Origin of the sequence: Flavobacterium laiguense, assembly GCF_003097655.1 — a bacterium.
GTDB lineage: Bacteria > Bacteroidota > Bacteroidia > Flavobacteriales > Flavobacteriaceae > Flavobacterium > Flavobacterium laiguense.
In genome coordinates, this window is record NZ_QCZH01000003.1 from 71,597 (window position 1) to 90,316 (window position 18,720).

Below are 18,720 nucleotides of genomic sequence, written 5' to 3' on the forward strand. Positions count from 1 at the left end.
TAGTCGTTTTAATGTATTAAATATTGTTAGTAAAGATAATAATAGTACATTTGTTCATTAATTTTAAATGTTCACGTTTTCGCGAACATTATAAATAAGTGAACAAATGAATGAAAAAGAGATTATACAGTACGCTATAAATAATCTTCAAAAGGACGGTACTATCAATGTGGAGTGGAAAGAACTCAACAATGATGATGCTATTGATGGTACACTACTACTGCAGTTGAATAAACATACCGTAGAACTATATGCTGAGATAAAAAAAGAACTTAGGAACATACATCTTGCTAAAATAGAAGAACTTGCCATTACAAAAAATCCTTTTATTATTGTCGCACAACGAATCTTCCCAAAAATAAAGGAAGAGCTACGCAAAAGAAATATTGCCTATCTAGAAGCAAATGGGAACATCTTCCTGAATAAGGATGAAATCTATCTCTATATTGATGGCAATGCACCTATAGAGCTAAAAAATAAGACAACTAATAGAGCTTTTACTAAAACAGGATTAAAAGTGATTTATCAATTTCTAATTAAGGATTGTATCAACAGTACCTATCGGGAAATTGCTGAATTAACGAATACTGGAATTGGTACTTTAAACACCATATTCAATGGCTTAAAAGAGGAAGGTTTTTTAATACAGCTAACCAAGAATGAACTCATGATTGAAAACAAGAAAAAATTGTTAGATAAATGGGTGATGGAATATGAAAAACGCCTAAAGCCAACATTAGCGATAGGAACATTTCGTTTCCTAAATAAAGACGATTTTTATAACTGGAAAGATGTTCCTCTTAAAAACAGTAAAACAATCTGGGGCGGAGAACCGGCAGGCGATCTCCTCACCAATTATTTACGTCCGGAGGAATTGACCCTATACACCAACGAAGAAAGAAGCGATTTAATGAAAAATTACCGTCTCGTTCCGGATTTAGAAGGCAATATTAAAGTATTTAAACAGTTTTGGATAGATGCGCAAGAAAACACAAACACGGTACATCCGCTCTTAGCCTATGCCGATTTAATGAATAAAGGAGACCGCAGATGTACTGAAACCGCACAAAAAATTTACGATGAGTATTTACAAGATCAGTTTTAAACAATTACAACAGCAGCCATACATTTCAGAAATGCTTACCGCATTAGAAAAGGGGCTGAATAAATATGGGATAGACTTTTATCTAGTCGGTGCCGTGGCACGTGATGTTTGGATGACAGCCATAAACGATATACCACCCAGCAGAGTAACTGGAGACATCGATTTTGCCGTTTTTATAAATGACAAAAACACCTATGCGGATCTCAGAGAATATCTCATCAATGTGGAAGGATTTACACCCTATAAAGGCAATGGTTTTGTCCTTAAATGGAAAAATATCATACAAATAGATTTAATGCCTTTTGGTGAAATCGAAGCCAAACCTACTAATGTAACGGTTGAAGGCACTGGGCTTACCAGTCTCAATATGCCTGGATTCAAAGAGATATATGATTCCGGTCTTCCGGAAGCTGAGCTCGAAGAAAAACACCGTTTCAAGTTTTGCACCTTGCCTGGCATTGTACTACTCAAGTTGCTTGCTTTTCAAGAACGTCCAGAAATAAGACGCGATGATATCAAAGACATTAGCAAAATCCTGAAGCATTTTTTTGATATGTATGCTGATGAGATATATGAAAAACACAATGATCTTTTTGGAGATAAAGATATCAACCTGCATTGGATTGCTGCAAGAGTTTTAGGAAGGGATATGGGTAAAATTGCTCAATTGAACGAAGATCTTTTTCTAAGGATAAAAAAGATACTAAAGAAAAATACGCTTGATATTCACTCCAGCGATATCGCCAAAATTATGGCAGAGTTTTTTCAAAATACGATAGAAGAAAATGTAAAACTGCTGGAACAGGTAAAAATCGGGTATTTAGAAAACTGATAGCTTATAAAATTAAAATCGAGTAATCAACTCTTAAGTCACTCATAACCAACCAACCACCGTCTATATATATTGAATTACATATCGCAACCACTCATAAAAAAATGAGAATTTAACAACAAATTAGTTATATCTAATAAGCAAACTTTTATTTTTGCACCCTAATTTAATAAAGTACTATCATGAAAGATTTAATCGAAAAAATCAACGCCGAAATCGAAACATTTAAAACAGAATCTGAATCACTTATTGAGAAAGGTGTTAAAGCAGCCGGACCAAGAGCCCGTAAATCAACTTTGGAAATAGAGAAACTATTAAAAGAGTTTAGAAAAGTTTCTGTAGAAGAATCAAAAAAATAATATTTTGGTCAAAAACAAACCTCGCTTAAAATGACTTAAGCGAGGTTCTTATGTTATTTTCTAAAGATTTAGATTTTTAAATGGGCTGTACAACGAAAACTTAGCTGTTGGTGTTAATAATACATTTTATCAGTCTAAAAAAGGCCTAATAGTTCACATTCAACTATTTTTATTTTAACATCATTATCTAAATATTTTTCTAAACAAAAGACACACACTAAAGAAAAAGCCAATTCTATTACTAAAATCGGCTTTGGCTCTCACAGTGATCTTTGCGACAGATATGATAAGACTTCAAAAACTTAAAAGTCAGTGACTACCTGAAAAGGTTTGATGATTGTCACTTTCATTGTTTTCATTCTGGCAAAGCGTTCTTCCATGTTGTTGGTCAATAGCCATTCGTGATGGGTTTCGGCAATCATTTTTTCATTATTTATATTGATACCTTTCCAATCGAAGTCTACGAAAACGGTGAATGTGTTGTCTTCATTATCCACTATTTTAAGGTTATTGTAGGAATGGCTACTCGTTAGAATCCTGCTTGAAATTGATTTCATCCATTCGTCGAATTCCGGTAAAGCGGTAATATTTTGTCCTGCACTTAATTGTAGTGCAAAATCAGCTGCTAATAATTCCCTAAACTTATCACTGTTTGGATTTTCCATCAGATAGAGCCAATAGTGCATGAATGATTTAACCCTGTTTTCAGGATAGGCATCTTCAAAAATAAATTCCTTTACTTCGCCTGTGGGTTTCAGATCCAATTTGGTAAATAGCGGCAGGTCATTTTCCCTTGGTTGCAGCTCCGTGGAATAATGTAGCGTGTAGCTATATTTACTGTTATCCGGGCGGATGTTTTGATAGAGGATATCGGCTTCGAGTGACAGTTGTCCATCAGGTAATAGTTGCACCTCGGTGTGTTTTACGTGGTGGGCATTTTGCCATCCCGTATAGACTTTGAGACGGTCTTCCAATCCCTCTTTGCCCTTTGTGGTGCCCAATTGGGAACTAATTTCCACGTCATCACTCAAAATATCCTTTTGATTTTTGATGCGTTCCTCCGTGAAAGGCACTTCATAGACCTGGTACCAGCGGTGGTATTGTGCCAGTACTAAATGGGTTAGTTGTTCTAATTCAAAAATATTATTCATTATTTTTTAGTTTGAGTATCAGTATTTGAAATTGCTAAAGGGCAACACGGCAAATGCAATACTTTGTTTTAGGAATGACAAAACTCTTATAAATTTAGCCTTTATTTTTTGTCATTTGGCAAAAAATGATTTTCGGCAAGCTGTTTTCTGATTCTGCTCAAAGAGGATTGGGTAATGCCCAAAAAAGTGGCGATATGTCCTAATGGCACCCGTTGGATAACGGTTGGATATTTTGCCACAAAATTAAGATAGGTGCTTGCCGCATCCTGATTGATGAGTGATCGTTGAAAATTGATTTTGTCTATCAAAAATTTATCGCTGATTTGTCTCAAAACCTTTTCCCAATTTGGGATTTTTTGACAAAACAAGTCCCAAGCTTTTCGGTCAATAATTATTATATCGGCATCCGTTTCGGCCTGAATGGAACCCGAGCAAGGCAAGTACTCGAAAAAACTGGTCAGATTGGTTACGAATTCATTTTCCTTGAGAAAAACACTGGTGATTTCGTTTGCATTTTTGTCGTAAAAAAAGAAACGAAACACGCCCGAAACCACAAATCCAATTTGATGGGCAATAGCACCCGCTTCCAAGAAATAATCGCCTGCCTGAAAGGTTTTTGTTTAGGTATTTTCCTTAATCAACGCAATGTCTTCTTCTGAAAAGGAATACTGTTCCTGTAATTGTTGAATTAATACATTCATCATAAATAGTTCTGATTGTCTTGTTGGGTTGTGTTTGGGAACGTTGTCTGTTTCATGCCGCCACTTTCGAATTTAAGTCTATTTGCACCACATAATAATGTTTTGCGCCCATTGCTAAAAGCTGACTATTGAATTAACTCCAACCCAAATATAACCAAAAAAAACCGACAACAAAGATTATGTTATGTTTGCGTTAGTCGTACAAAAAAAGCTGTAGAGTATGAACTGATATGCAGAGAAAAAGGAAGAACGAATAGAATATTTTGTAATACTTCTGGCCATTCTTTTGGCCTTAATTATCCGAGATAGTGACTCATTGTCAATAGATTTTTTTATGATTTAAAAATTCATATCGAATTTTTAAATCATAAAAATAATAATTAGGACAAGCAGTTTTGTATTTGCAGTAAATGAAGATAGTGTCATTTTATACAATTCCATACCTCAAATATCAAACATGAACGAGTTAATACCTGAGGAATCAAGCAAACTTATCTACTGCTGTTGTTTTGTCGCAGCCAAAACGATCTCTCTTATATTTACGCCTTGCGGTTGGTTGTATGCATATGCAATTGCACTTGCTACATCATTCGGGTCTAACACACCTCCCATTTCGTCTTTCCATACACCATACCCCACTTTGATTGCTTCAGAAGTAGTATGTGACAACAATTCGGTTTCAACAGCTCCTGGAGCTATGGTTACCATACGAACGTTAAAACTGGCGGCTTCTTCTCTTCCATTTTCGGTTATGGCGTGCACCCCAAATTTAGTACCACAATAGGCTGCGTGATTGGGGAAAGTTTTTCTGCCGGCAATAGAACTGATATTGATGATCGTTCCGTGTTGTCTTTCCTTCATTTGGGGTAAAACAGCTTGCATTCCGTTTAGCAATCCCAAAATATTCACATCAAACATTTCCTTCCATTCTTTAGCGTCCTGACTCGCAATGTCTCCAAGAAGCATCACCCCAGCATTGTTGACGATCGCATCAGTTGGACCGTATAGTGCCTCTGCCTCGATAATAGCAGCTTTCAAAGAATCATAATCGATGACATCCACTTTTTTGCAAAGAGTGTCAGGCAAGCCTAAAGCTTCGATTTTTTCTATTCTTCTGGCCAATAGCAATAAAGGATATCCTTGAGCGGAAAATAATTTTGCCGTAGCGGCACCAATTCCCGAACTAGCTCCAGTAATAACAATTAAAGGTTTATGATACTTTTTCATTATGATATATATTTGCACTTATTTATAAGACCGCAAAGGTAGAGCACTTCTAACTGGACTCAAAATACAATTTTTAAATAGTTATCATACATAATAATTATGGATACGAGAATACTAAAGTTTTTTGTCGCTGTTTACGAACAGAAAAACCTGACCCGTGCTGCAGAACAATGTTTTGTTTCTCAGCCTAACATCTCCAACGGAATAAAACAACTCGAAAAAGAATTAGGAAAAGAACTTTTTAGCCGCCACAAAAGAGGAGTTATCGCTAAAGAAGCAGCACATTATTTATACCCCATTGCCAAAAGGATTTTATGCGATTTAGCCACCTTGCCCGATTTGTTTTTACACGAAAAGTTCAAACATAAAATTTGCATTGGCGTCGCACAAGACCTTCCTCAGGAATTCAAAAGTACTTTTTTCAAAACTGCATCCCAAAACATCGAATTGCTGGAGTGGGACATTCGTCCTATTGGGCGGGATTGTGAAATCAATCTTTTAGTTCGGGAATGGAAATACGAAGAGGACTTATTCTTGTCCCTTTGGCATGAAGACTATGTGTTATGCATTCCAGATCACCACCCTCTATTAGAAAAGGAAATCATCGAACTGAGTGATCTGGCCAAAGAGGACTTTATCCATTGCCCGCCTTGCGAGGCGCACCAACAATCATTTTCGATCCTAAACAATTCGGGAAGCAAATGGAATACTGTGGCCAATTGTACCACAAAAACCGAAGTTCTGACGCTATTGATGGCTGGTTTAGGCATCACGTTTCTCCCGGAATTTTTCGCCAAACCATGGAAAGGCTTCCAAATAAAACCCTATAATGGACCGAAATACTATAGGGAAATAGGATTCTCCTACCCCAAGGAAAGTTTAAACAATCCCGCAATTGCCCAACTGATTGCTCTTTTTTCTAAAGTATAGTTTTTAAAACAATAAAAAACATCCAAAATGATTACGAAACGTTCCTAAAAACCACAAAAATATACCGAATATAAATCCAACGTTCAATTTATAAGCTCCCACTGGGCTAATTAGTATTTCATACCATTCCATAACTCAAATATATAACCTATAGAGAGTTACTTTTTAGTACAAAATCAGAAAATCCTTTTTTGATAAGCTTTAATCCCGAATTGATAAGTATTCTTTACCTCTTATAAAAAAGAAAAAGATGCCTCAAAACATCTTTTTCCGTATATTATTATTCCAGTCTTTGTCTATGTTTGATTTTAGTTTCATAATATTTTTTTATTTTCCACAAAAAATGAGAAGTAAATGCTAATAAAAATTGTTGCTATTCCAGTAATTATAAATGTGGAATTTGCACCAAATTGATACCAAATTAAGCCTGCTAATGAACTCGCTAACATTGTACAAATACTTTGAAAACCCGAATACGTTCCGATTGCTGTTGCAGTATCTTTTCTGTCGGAAATATTACTAATCCAAGCTTTGGAAATCCCCTCAGTTGCTGCTGCATAAACTCCATAAATAAAGAACAGCATTGCAATAGTATAAATATTAGTACTGAAAGCCATCCCAAAATATACGATTAAAAATAATAAAAGTCCAAATAGAAACATTTTCTTTAATCCTATTTTGTCTGCAAAAATTCCTATTGGAAATGCGCAAAGCGCATAAACCAAATTGTAAAAAATATAAATTCCAATTACTGCTGTGTCATTTAATCCTGCCTCTTTTGCCTTTAGCAATAAAAAAATATCGGAACTGTTGAATAATGTAAATGCCAATAATCCGATTACTAATTTTCGATACTGTGATGAACTTGTTTTCCAATAATTTAGAAAGGAGAAAAAAGGTGTCGGTTTTCTTTCTATTGGATGGGCTATAGTTTTGTCTTTCAAAAAAAAGGAAGCCAATACGGCAAGTAACCCAGGAATAAAAGCGACATAAAAAAGTGTTTTGTAATCCTGTGGGTAAAAGTATAGATACACTAATGCTATTGCGGGTCCAAGAACTGCCCCAAAAGTATCCATTGATCGATGAAAACCAAAAATTTTTCCTTTTGTTTCCGGAGTTGCCTCATCCGATAAAATAGCATCTCTTGCACCTGTGCGAGTTCCTTTCCCGAAGCGGTCAATAGCTCGTGCAAAGAAAATCCAAAGTGGAAATGTAAAAACTGCCATCATTGGTTTTGAAATAGTGCTTAAAGCATAACCGAGTTGAACAAAGGGAACACGTTTTCCGGAATTGTCCGATAATTTCCCAAAATATCCTTTGCTTAAACCTGCCAAAGCTTCTGCAAAACCTTCCAAAACACCTATTAATACAATAGAAAATCCGATTGTTTTTAAATAAATTGGCATTATTGGATAAAGCATTTCGCTCGCCGTATCGGTAAACAAACTGACTATGGATAATATCCAGACGGTTCGTGTGATTATTTTTGTTTTCATTTGGCTTCTTTACAGCTTAATTTTAATTCCACCGTTCAATATAAATCCGTCAGTTGGTGTATAGACTTCCCTAAATTGTGGGTTTTGGATTGTTCCAGAATACATATTTTCCCATTTCGATTGTCGGCTGTCCAAAAAGTTTTCAAGATTCAAAAATATGCTGAAATACTTGAATTTGTATTCTCCTGAAACTCCCATAACCCAATAATCCCTAACTTTTTCGTTGTTTGTCAAATACTGATTTCCAACATAAAAAACCTCGTAAGCAATTCGCAATTTTTCTTCCCATTCATACATTACGTTTGCGTTTATTCGATGTTTTGCCGTTAATGGATTTATGGTTGAATTATTATCAAAATTTTTCTGAGCGTCAATGTAAGTGTAGCCAATGTAACAAGAAATATCCTCAAAACGAAGCTTTACGTTTGTTTCAAAACCTTTGGTTTCTATATTTCCGTTGGCATTTTCAAAGGCATAATTTACCGTCAGAGGAACTGGATTAAGAACCAACGGATTTTTGATAATGGTGTAAAAAAACATTTGATTAACGGCAAAACTTACTTCGTCAAAAATGGTAGTTTTGTAATTGACATCGGCATTTAATCCATATGATTTTTCAGGATTGACTTTTGAAAAATCAAGTGAATTTATATTTTGAAACGCTTTTTCTTCGGTTTCTTCCGAAAAAATGGTTGGTGATTTGTAACCTAAACCACCGCCAAATCGTGAAGATAATTTTTCGTTGATTTTATACAATAATGACAAACGAGGCAAAACAAAAACATTGCTTCTGTTTGTAATGTCTAAACGTAAACCGCTTTCCAAAATAAATTTTTCGGTTATGTTCAGATTGTTTTGAGCAAAAATACCAAAGGCAGCATTGTAATAATCTAATTTGTCAGCGACTAAATTAATTTGTTTAAAATTATCCGAAACTAAATTCGCTCCCAAATTCCATTCTGATTTTTCGTTAGGGATTAGATAATTGGCTTCTGTAAAAGTGGCTACTTGTTGCCCTTCAAAATTATAAGTTTGTTTTTCTATTTTTCGGTTAAAATATCCAACGCTATTTTTAATTGTCAATATATTTTTATTGTCAAATGTTTTTTCAAACTTTGCTTGTGTCGAATATCGATTACTATTGTTTCGCTCAAAAAACATATGCGTAGCATCTGCTTTGTTGTCTATCACTTGCATATCTCCACCAATTCGTTTTTCAAATCCTGCGTTTGCACCAAAACTAAAAGTCGTTTTTTCATTTGGATAATAGAAAAATTTTGGACTTATGGTATACCTGTCAAATTTTGGAATATCTGAAAAGCCATCATTATTTACATCATAAGCATTTTGAGAATTGCTTGCAACATACATTGTAAGTCCTGATTTCCTATATCTTTCAGCATAAAAACCACTTAAATCCAATGCTTGTGTTTGATTTACATTCGCTAAAAACGAAATTTCTCTTGTGTCGGTTGGTTCTTTTGTAATCAAGTTTATCAATCCCGCAATGGCTCCGCCGCCATAAAGCGTTGAAGTGGAACCTTTGATAACCTCCACGCGTTTTAAATTCAAAGGAGGAATTTGCAAGATACTCAAACCACTTGCAAAACCTGAATATAATGGAAATCAGTCTTGTAAAAGTTGAGTATACTTCCCATCTAATCCTTGAATGCGAATACTTGCACTTCCCGAAACTTGGGAAGTTTGTTGCGTTTGAATTCCCGTGCTTTCGGTAAGCAACATTTTGATATTTCCCGGTTGCATCGAGGATTTTTCTTCTAATTCACCCGAAGCGATCGCTTCAATTCGAGTTGGAGTATTTTTTATTGCTCGGCTACTTCTTGTTGAGGTAACTTTAACTTCTTCTAATTCTTCCGATGTTGGTTCTAGAAATATTACAATGGTTTCATTTTGAGGGAATAAAATGTTTCTTTCAATTTTACGGTAACCAAAAGAACTGAAAACAATGGTTTGTTTGCCGTTGGGAATGTTTTCAATTACCACAAAACCTTTTTCGTCAGAAGTTGAGCCGTTTTGGGTTCCGTTTAGGAATACAGAAACGCTGTCAAGTGCTTCTTTTGTTTTTTCATCTTTGATGATGGCTTTAAAAGTGTTTTGGGCTGTTGCTATAAATGGACATAGCAAAAGAATGAATATTATTTTTTTCATTTTGGATTTAAATAGAATTGTTCTGAAATAGTAAAACTGACAACTGCGTAGCAATTGCCTATAAAAGTCAAATCAGAAAATCATCAAATCAAGAAAGAAGAATATAAAATAAAAAGCTTATCCGGTTTTGGAAAGGAAGAGTTTTTGTAAGATGAAATACATTTAGATGCAGGTAGAATTGCACTTAAATGTAATTGGATTAGTGTATCACAATTAATATCACAATGCGGAATACTTTGTGTTACAATGTTTGCAAAGGTTTGGTTGCTAAATTGTTGAATATAGGCATGACTTTCATTTTCAAAATTAACCTTCTCCTCGGTATCCGAAAATTCAAATACGGTGTTGACATAGCAACACGATATCAGAATTACAAGTACTATTTTAATGTATCCTTTCATCATCGCAAATGTACAAACAATAATTTTGTTTTGTCGGCAAATTGACCGTAATTCATAAATGAAGGATTAGGTTAACCGTCCAACTTTTGGGGGTAAGTCCAACCAAGCATCTTTTTCATCCCTTCCGTCTAGTTTTCCAACTATCATTATGAAAATAATCCCTCCTAAACTCATATATTTTCCCTGTGACCCAAACCACAATAAATCCTATTATCTAATACCATACCTCCAATATAGAACGCATAGAGCCTTACTTATTTAGCCTAAATCAAATAATCCTGAATTGATAACTATTCGTATAGCTATAAAACAAGAAAAGATGCCTAGGCATCTTTTCTTGTTCTATTTTCTTTATGTTTTTGAAATTTTTGAATATCCTCTATACTTACGCCGTTAACTTTTCGAAAGAAATCAATAGGTTCAATATTAAAGTATTTACAATAGATGTAAAGTGTTTCCATAGTAAAATTTCCCTCAACTTCATTTCTACCCATATTATGAGCAAAGCCTGTCTTTTCTAATAAGTCAGTATTAACATCGGCCTGCGAAACTTTTTTTTGCTCGCGAAGTTCTTTCAATACTAAGATTATTGAAATTTTAAAACGTAATAATTTATCATCTATCATAATTATGTAAAAAAAATGATAATTTTTTTTCTTTTTAACTACTTTTAAGTCGTTAAAAAATATATCTTTGTATTGTACAGAATATCAATAATTAAAAAATATCTGTACTTTTGCGACTCTTCAAATAAAAACATTGAAGCATTCGCTTTGAATCTCGGCTCTGAAACTGGCGTTTTACAACCACGAGATGATAAGTAAGATGCTCACGTCCTTTGGCGTGGGCTCACTTATTCGTGGTAGGTATGCCAGTACCAAGAGACGTCTAAGCTGAGTTCCATGCCATTTTTTTATTCTCTTGGCACAAATCTCCGTTTTTACATTCTTAGCACCGCTTCCATTTTAAGTTTCGCAATACCCATTAATTAAATGAATTAGTTAGGAAAGGCACTGCCACCGTCTGGCTGCAACAGGCAACGGCAGTAGGCTTTCCTTTTAAAAAACTTTTAAATCAAATGCCTATGCAATAAAAAAAATATCATCCACTCTTTCAGTCATCCGTTAAACTTTCGACTTTAAGTCTTATAAAAAAAGGCCCTCTAACCCGCCGGCAAGCTAGAGTAGAGGACCGTAGCAAACAAAACTAACATTTCATTTAACTAACCCAATATTATGAAAACTTTTTCATTAAACAAAGGTTTGGTGGCACTTTGGTATCCGTTTATTTTCGGTTTTTACCTCTGTTGTGCCCCAGCTTTAGCACGGAACACTTTACGGCTTTCCATTTCACAACAACAATCTCAGGTCAATGGTACCGTAAGAGATGGCACTAGCCCGTTATCGGGCGTGAGTATTTCCGTAAAAGGACAGCAAAAAATGGTCGTTTCTGATTTCGACGGCAAATATGTCATAACAGCATCTCCCGACGATATTCTTATTTTTACTTACGTGGGATTTAAGACCGCTACAATTCCTGTTGCTGGTCGTTCGGTAATCAATATTAAAATGCAGGAAGATGCAACTGCGCTACAGGAGGTCAAGATCAATGCAGGCTACTATTCCGTAAAGCAAAGTGAACGCACGGGGAGCATTGCCAGAATTACTGCTAAAGATATCGAAACCCAACCTGTCACTAATGTGCTGGCAACTATGCAAGGCCGCATGGCAGGTGTAAACATCACGCAAACCACGGGTGTTCCCGGAGGTGGTTTTGACATTAAAATTAGGGGGCAAAATAGTATCCGTAGTGATGGAAATTCTCCATTGTATATCATAGACGGTGTACCCTATGCTTCAGACCCTATTGGTTACAATCAAACTTCCTCAACATTTCCTACCGTCACCAGTCCTTTAAACAGTATTAATCCTGACACTATTGAAAGCATTGAAATATTAAAAGATGCCGATGCCACAGCCATCTATGGGTCTAGAGGCGCTAATGGAGTTGTGCTAATTACTACAAAAAAGGGAAAAGCCGGAAAAACCACTTTTAACATAACAGCTTCTTGTGGTGTTGGTACTGTTACAAAATTCATAAAACTCATGAATACCCAACAATACTTAGCCATGCGCAAACAAGCTTTTATAAATGATGGTATTACCGAGTACAATCCTTGGGACTATGACATTAATGGGACTTGGGATCAAAACCGTTATACGGACTGGCAAAAGGAACTCTTGGGAGGCACTTCACAAATAAACGACCTACAAGGTACTGTATCAGGAGGATCTGAAAATACCCAGTTTCTGGTAAGTGGTAACTATCACACCGAATCTACTGTTTTTGCTGGTGACTTCCTATATAAAAAAGGAGGAAGTCAAATCAATTTAAACCACCGCTCAGAGGATAATAAATTTCGATTAACATTCTCAGGAGGTTATAACGCTCAGAATAATGATCAACCTGCTTTTGATTTTACTTACGATGCACGTTCGCTACCTCCTAATGCGCCACCACTATATGATGCTGATGGTAATTTGAACTGGGAGAATGGAACTTGGGATAATCCACTGAGAAACCTCAATGCAAAATTCGAATCCAAAACAAATGATCTGATAGCCAATACCGTATTGTCGTATGAATTATTGCCGGGACTAGTACTCAAAAGTAGTTTTGGATATACCGACTTGAGTACTGCAGAAACCCGTACAGCACCCTCGTCAGTATATAATCCTGCTTATAATATTACCAGTGCTACCTCCGCAATATATCTCAATAATACGGATCGTTCCTCTTGGATAGTAGAGCCACAAATCAATTGGGAAAAAGACCTTGGTAGCGGAAAACTGGGAGTTTTATTGGGAGCTACCTTTCAAAGTCAGACCACAACGAGGCTTTTTCAATCTGGAAATGGCTTTAGTTCCAATAGCCTGATCTATAATTTAGCCTCAGCCAATAATGTCAACGTATTGCTTAGTGATGAAACCCACTACAAATACCAAGCTTTTTTTGGCAGAATAAATTACAACTGGCAACAGCGTTATATTTTGAATCTTACTGCCCGACGTGATGGATCTAGTCGATTTGGCCCTGGAAATCAATTTGCTGATTTTGGAGCAATTGGTGTTGCTTGGCTATTTTCTAATGAGAGCTTCCTAAAAGACAATTCATGGTTTAGTTTTGGTAAAATCCGTTCTAGTTATGGTACTACAGGTAATGACCAAATTGGAGATTATCAGTTTTTAAATACGTACACCACATCAGCAGTAGCCTATAATGGAAATATTGGTTTGCAACCTACACGCCTTTATAATTCAAATTTTGGTTGGGAAACCAATAAAAAATTGGAAATGGCGCTGGAACTAGGTTTCTTACACGATCGAATTTTTGCCACGGTTGCTTGGTATCAAAATCGATCTTCTAATCAATTAGTGGGTGTCCCTTTGCCTGGTACAACTGGTTTTACAGTATTGCAATCCAATCTTGATGCTACAGTTGAAAATACAGGACTGGAACTAACATTACGCACCTCTAATTTTAACACTGGAAACTTTAACTGGATTACAAGCATAAACCTAACTTTTGCTCGCAATAAACTACTTCACTTTCCAGCATTAGAAAGCTCCCCCTATAATCAACAATACCGTATTGGCCAGCCATTAAACATTGAATTGCTTTACAAATATAAAGGGATCAATCCACAAACGGGAGTTTACGAATTTGAAGACACAAATAGTGACGGTCGAATATCTTTTCCTGAAGACCAACAAACTGTGGTAGATCTAAATCCCAAATACTACGGAGGCATTCAAAATGGGCTCAGTTTTAAACGGTGGAAGCTTGATTTTTTATTTCAATTTGTCAAGCAAAAAAATCGTTCATATCCAATGGGATTCGCTGGACAAATGTCCAATCAGCCCAATAGAGTAACAAATAGTTGGCAAGAGCCGGGGGACAATGCGTCCTATCAAATCTATACTGCTGGAAATAACAATGCTGCGGTAACAGCTGATTATTTATATACTAAAAGTGATGCTTCCATCACTGACGCTTCCTTCATTCGTTTGAAAAACATCTCACTATCCTACGATCTGCCGTTAAAAAATACCCAATGCAAAATTATGTTGCAAAGTCAGAATCTTTTGACTTTCACTTCTTACAAAGATGGAGATCCTGAATTTACCAGTTATGGATTCTTACCTCCTCTTAAAGTAATAACAGCAGGAGTTCAACTAACATTTTAATGTAATAAAAATGAAAACGATACATCTTACTACAAAATATTTTTTATGGCTCAGTATGCTACTTTTAGCCATGAATTCTTGCGATTCATTCGTCGATGTTGAGTTGCCAAAATCGCAACTGACCAATGTCACCGTCTTTGAGGATTATGCCACCGCAAGCGCTGCCCTAACAGATATATATTCAAAAATTAGAGATAAGGGAATGCTAACAGGAACCAACTCGGGTATGTCCATCGAATTGGGAAATTATACCGATGAGTTAACCTCTTATGGAACTCCCTCTAATCCTAGCTTTGATTTTTATAATAATACAATTTTACCCTCTACCCCAGCTATAGCAGAATATTGGAACTCAACTTACAATCAGATATACGCTGCAAATTCCATAATCGAAGGGGTACAAGCGAGTGCCGGTCTTTCTCTTGAAAACAAGAAGCAATTACAAGGCGAGGCATTTTTCATTCGGGCTTTATTGCATTTTTATCTTGTGAATCTTTTTGGAGACATTCCCTATATTACCCAAACAGATTATAAAAACAATAGTGCAGTTACCAGAATGCCGACTAAGGAAGTTTATGAGCATATCATAACCGATTTAGAAAACGCAATTAATTTTTTGCCCGACAATTATAATAGTAGTGACAGAGTTCGTCCAAATAAATTTACTGCAAAAGCATTATTGGCTAGAACATATCTTTATAATAAATCGTATGCTGAAGCAGCCAACGAATCCTCCGCCTTGTTAAACCAAACAGATCTTTTTTTATTGGAAGAAAATATAGATCAGGTCTTTTTAATTAATTCCAAGGAAACGATCTGGCAATTACAATCCGCAACAGCTGGACGAAACACTCAGGAAGCAGCCATCTTTATATTCGTATCAGGACCGCCTCCCTTAGTTGCCTTGAATAATGATTTAGTAAATTCTTTTACAATTGGTGATTTACGTAAATCAAATTGGATAAAAGAAGTAACAGATGGAACCACGACTTGGCACCATGCCTATAAGTACAAAGAAGAAAACTTTACGGCTACATCGAAAGAATACTCCATTGTCTTTCGCTTAACAGAGCAATATCTTATCAGAGCAGAAGCACGAGCGCAACAAGGTGATCTTATTGGTGCTAAAGAAGATTTAAACAAAATCAGGCATCGTGCCGGACTAAATGATACAACTGCTATTACCAAACAGGGAATTCTGGAAGCTATCTTACAGGAAAGAAGGTGGGAGTTTTTTACCGAACATGGACATCGTTTTTTTGATTTGAAGCGCTTTAATCAGCTTGACAATGTACTATCAGCCATAAAACCAGGATGGAATGCTACAGATAGCTTACTCCCAATTCCTCAAAGTGAATTAAGTACCAATCCAAATCTGCGCCCTCAAAACCCAGGATATTAAACAAAGTAATCATGTTAAAAAACGATACTACAACCAAAAATTCCAGCAAGAATTTCAAAGCTTTATGTCCAATCATAATTTTATTTTTATTTTTTATTTTGCCATTAGTAGCCTGTCCCTTGTGGGGACAGGTGATGCGAAAAAAAGAATTAACCCCATCTGACTACCATTTATGGGGAGAGTTAAATTTAGATAAAATAGCGCCTGATCAGCAGTGGGCCAGTTATAGAATGAGCTATGACAATGGCATAGACACCCTTTTTGTCCGAAACACAATCTCTAATAAAATATACAGCTACCCTTCCGGAGACAATTCAATCTTTACTAAAAACAACACATTTGTTTGCTTGACTAAACAAGACTTACATATACTAAATCTAAAAACAGGAAAACAAGAAATCATAAAATTGGTTAGCCAATATGCGTATTCGCAATTCACAGATCATTTGATTATTAATTTTCATTCCGAAAGAGACAAAGATGAATTACTAATTCGAACTCCTCTTGGAAAAATTGTAAAAGAAGTTCAAGATGTGACCTATTTTACGTTAAGCCCTAATGAACAAGAACTGGTGTACAGCACTTTTTCAAATAATAAATATGCGTTACTACTTATAGATCTTAAACAGGCAAATAGTGAAAAGTCGCTTTTGAAGGGTGGTGAAGATAAGTTTGATGGTTTTACATGGCAAAAAGACGGAAAGTCTCTGGCTTTCTTAGGGCAATCTGAAAACCTTTCAGATAAGACACTTTTCTACTATACTCTAGCGAATGACAAATTGTATAAACTAAATTCTTTAACTCATCCCAATTTTCCAAACAATGCTTATATAGCCTTAGATCAAAATTTTGAATTACTAATCTCAGATGATGTACAAAAAGTGTTTTTTGCTTTTAAAAACAAACCAAATCTTCCACAAAATAAAGAAGATTCAAATGTAGAAGTTTGGAATGCAAATGATAAATGGATTTATCCTCAAAAACAAAAACAAGGGCAGTTTCGAGAGTATGCAAAATTGGCTTTATGGCTACCCTTGTCAAATCTGTCTAAACCGATTACAACAACTCAACTGCCTAATGTGATGCTCTCTGGTAACCAAGAATATGCCATTTTATCTAATCCAAAAGAGTATGAGCCTCAATTTGAATATCAGGGGAACAGGGATTTTTATATTATGAATCTTAAAACTTTCGAAAAGAGCATTCTTTTAAAAAACCATTCTGGTAACCTAACAAATAGTATTGCTTCTCCAACAGGAAAATACATTGCTTACTTTAAAGAAAACAATTGGTGGATATATAATAGTATTGATAGAACTCATAAAAATATCACTGCAAAAATCGGAGGCAAGTTCATGGGAAAAGTATATAAACTTGTGGCTGAGTCTCCATATGGGAATCCTGGATGGAATCTTGATGATAAAGAAATAATAGTTTATGATCAATATGATTTATGGGCTATTAAAGCTGATGGCAGTTCCTTTCGAAGGTTGACTCATGGACGGGAATCAAAAATCAGTTATCGTATCGCTGATCTCCCCAATAAAAACACTGCAAATTTGATTTATGATGGCCTCCAAAGTAATACTGTCGATTTAGAAAAGGAACTATTTTTGAGAGCTGAAGCAGAAGATGGAAAAACGGGATACTTTAAATGGAAAAGTGATTCAGATGTAAAGCCTATTGTCTTTGGAGACCGGTATACAGATGAATTCTCGTATAATTCAAAAAAGCGAAATTTTTTCTACAGAGAGCAAGAATTTGGTCTTCCTCCAAGACTTGTATCTAAAGAAGATTCCTGTGAAGCGAAGCTCTTTTTTCAAAGCAATCCACAACATTATAATTACAATTGGGGAACATCGGAATTAATCGAATTTCAAAATTCGAAAAGACAAGATTTAAAAGGCGTTCTGTTTTATCCAGCCAATTATGATCCTAAAAAAAAATATCCTATGATTGTCCATGTTTACGAATTACAATCCAAAGAACTGCATAGATATATTAACCCCACATATTACAATGAAATTGGTTTTAGCTCAACAATTTTTACTAGTAAGGGATATTTTGTTTTCTTACCCGATATCATTCATGAGAACGGCAATCCTGGCATTTCAGCAACTGATTGTGTAGTGGCAGGAACAAGAAGAATTATTGACCTCGGACTTGTAAACTCAAATAAAATTGGTCTTATAGGTCATTCCTTTGGGGGATATGAAACTGCTTTTATTATTACTCAAACTGAATTGTTTGCAACGGCAGTTGCCGGTGCTTCTGTTACCGATTTAAATAGCTTTTATTTCACTGTTGGATGGAATACCGGAAGACCCGATATGTGGCGCTTTCAAAGTGAACAATGGAAAATGGTAAATACTCCTTTTGAAGATCCTCTAGGGTATCAACGTAATTCCCCAATCACTTCTGCTGATAATGTCACAACACCGCTACTTTTGTGGACAGGAAAAGAAGATCAACAAGTCGATTGGCATCAAAGTATAGAATACTATCTAGCTCTTCGCCGATTAGGTAAAAAAAATACAATGTTACTGTATCCCAAAGAAGGACACAGTATCCTTAATCCAACCAATCAAAAAGATCTTATGGATCGTGTCCAACAATGGTTTGGATTCTACCTCAAAGACGAATTACCAACTGCATGGATTAGTAAACAGCTGAATTAAATAGTGTAATAATAGCAATAAG

Annotated in this window: 13 protein-coding genes and 2 pseudogenes; 7 read left to right on the forward strand and 8 right to left on the reverse strand. The window is 35.6% G+C overall.

Annotation, left to right across the window (positions count from 1 at the left end):
- Positions 1–106 precede the first annotated feature (106 nt).
- The 3 genes from DB891_RS04475 to DB891_RS04485 all read left to right on the forward strand — a co-directional run bounded on the left by DB891_RS04475 (position 107) and on the right by DB891_RS04485 (position 2,296).
- Positions 107–1,105: a type IV toxin-antitoxin system AbiEi family antitoxin gene (locus DB891_RS04475; protein ID WP_116761017.1), complete on the forward strand. Its 999-nt coding sequence runs from the start codon at positions 107–109 to the stop codon at positions 1,103–1,105.
- Complete coding sequence (locus DB891_RS04480; protein ID WP_116761019.1) at positions 1,080–1,937, forward strand: hypothetical protein; 858 nt, start codon at positions 1,080–1,082, stop codon at positions 1,935–1,937. Before DB891_RS04475 ends, DB891_RS04480 begins: the two co-directional genes overlap by 26 nt.
- A 182-nt stretch (positions 1,938–2,119) precedes the next feature.
- A complete protein-coding gene (locus tag DB891_RS04485; RefSeq protein ID WP_116761021.1) occupies positions 2,120–2,296 on the forward strand; it encodes a histone H1 in 177 nt (58 codons plus the stop codon).
- A 302-nt stretch (positions 2,297–2,598) separates the two neighbouring features.
- Here DB891_RS04485 and DB891_RS04490 read toward each other — a convergent pair whose 3' ends face one another.
- The 3 genes and pseudogenes from DB891_RS04490 to DB891_RS04500 all read right to left on the reverse strand — a co-directional run bounded on the left by DB891_RS04490 (position 2,599) and on the right by DB891_RS04500 (position 5,375).
- Positions 2,599–3,327: a hypothetical protein gene (locus tag DB891_RS04490; RefSeq protein ID WP_223256048.1), complete on the reverse strand. Its 729-nt coding sequence runs from the start codon at positions 3,325–3,327 to the stop codon at positions 2,599–2,601.
- A gap of 221 nt (positions 3,328–3,548) precedes the next feature.
- Positions 3,549–4,052: pseudogene (locus DB891_RS04495) on the reverse strand (Crp/Fnr family transcriptional regulator); the annotation flags it as partial.
- A gap of 591 nt (positions 4,053–4,643) precedes the next feature.
- Positions 4,644–5,375, reverse strand: coding sequence for an SDR family oxidoreductase (locus DB891_RS04500; RefSeq protein ID WP_116761027.1), 732 nt, complete (start codon positions 5,373–5,375; stop codon positions 4,644–4,646).
- Between the two features lie 99 nt (positions 5,376–5,474).
- Between DB891_RS04500 and DB891_RS04505 the strand changes: the two genes are divergently transcribed.
- A complete protein-coding gene (locus DB891_RS04505) occupies positions 5,475–6,305 on the forward strand; it encodes a LysR family transcriptional regulator (RefSeq protein ID WP_116761029.1) in 831 nt (276 codons plus the stop codon).
- A gap of 314 nt (positions 6,306–6,619) precedes the next feature.
- Here the strand turns inward: DB891_RS04505 and DB891_RS04510 are convergent, their stop codons facing one another.
- The 5 genes and pseudogenes from DB891_RS04510 to DB891_RS04525 form a co-directional block, all read right to left on the reverse strand.
- Positions 6,620–7,801 carry an MFS transporter gene (locus tag DB891_RS04510; protein ID WP_116761031.1) on the reverse strand — a complete coding sequence of 394 codons (1,182 nt, stop codon included), beginning with the start codon at positions 7,799–7,801 and terminating at the stop codon, positions 6,620–6,622.
- Positions 7,802–7,810: 9 nt separating this feature from the next.
- Positions 7,811–9,172, reverse strand: coding sequence for a TonB-dependent receptor plug domain-containing protein (locus DB891_RS04515; protein WP_262497826.1), 1,362 nt, complete (start codon positions 9,170–9,172; stop codon positions 7,811–7,813).
- Positions 9,173–9,313: 141 nt separating this feature from the next.
- Positions 9,314–9,412, reverse strand: a pseudogene (locus DB891_RS17870) (TonB-dependent receptor plug domain-containing protein); the annotation flags it as partial.
- A gap of 15 nt (positions 9,413–9,427) precedes the next feature.
- Complete coding sequence (locus tag DB891_RS17715; RefSeq protein WP_223256050.1) at positions 9,428–9,970, reverse strand: carboxypeptidase-like regulatory domain-containing protein; 543 nt, start codon at positions 9,968–9,970, stop codon at positions 9,428–9,430.
- Between the two features lie 724 nt (positions 9,971–10,694).
- Positions 10,695–10,997: a hypothetical protein gene (locus tag DB891_RS04525; protein WP_116761035.1), complete on the reverse strand. Its 303-nt coding sequence runs from the start codon at positions 10,995–10,997 to the stop codon at positions 10,695–10,697.
- Positions 10,998–11,606: 609 nt separating this feature from the next.
- Here DB891_RS04525 and DB891_RS04530 point away from each other — a divergent pair.
- Genes DB891_RS04530 through DB891_RS04540 form a run of 3 tightly spaced genes read left to right on the forward strand, consistent with a single transcriptional unit; the run spans position 11,607 to position 18,698 of the window.
- The gene (locus tag DB891_RS04530; protein WP_116761037.1) at positions 11,607–14,618 is read left to right on the forward strand and encodes a SusC/RagA family TonB-linked outer membrane protein; all 3,012 of its coding nucleotides are present in this window, start codon (positions 11,607–11,609) and stop codon (positions 14,616–14,618) included.
- A gap of 10 nt (positions 14,619–14,628) precedes the next feature.
- Positions 14,629–16,020, forward strand: a complete 1,392-nt coding sequence (locus DB891_RS04535; RefSeq protein ID WP_116761039.1) for a RagB/SusD family nutrient uptake outer membrane protein — start codon at positions 14,629–14,631, stop codon at positions 16,018–16,020.
- 11 nt (positions 16,021–16,031) lie between these two features.
- A complete protein-coding gene (locus DB891_RS04540) occupies positions 16,032–18,698 on the forward strand; it encodes a S9 family peptidase (protein WP_116761041.1) in 2,667 nt (888 codons plus the stop codon).
- Positions 18,699–18,720: the final 22 nt, after the last annotated feature.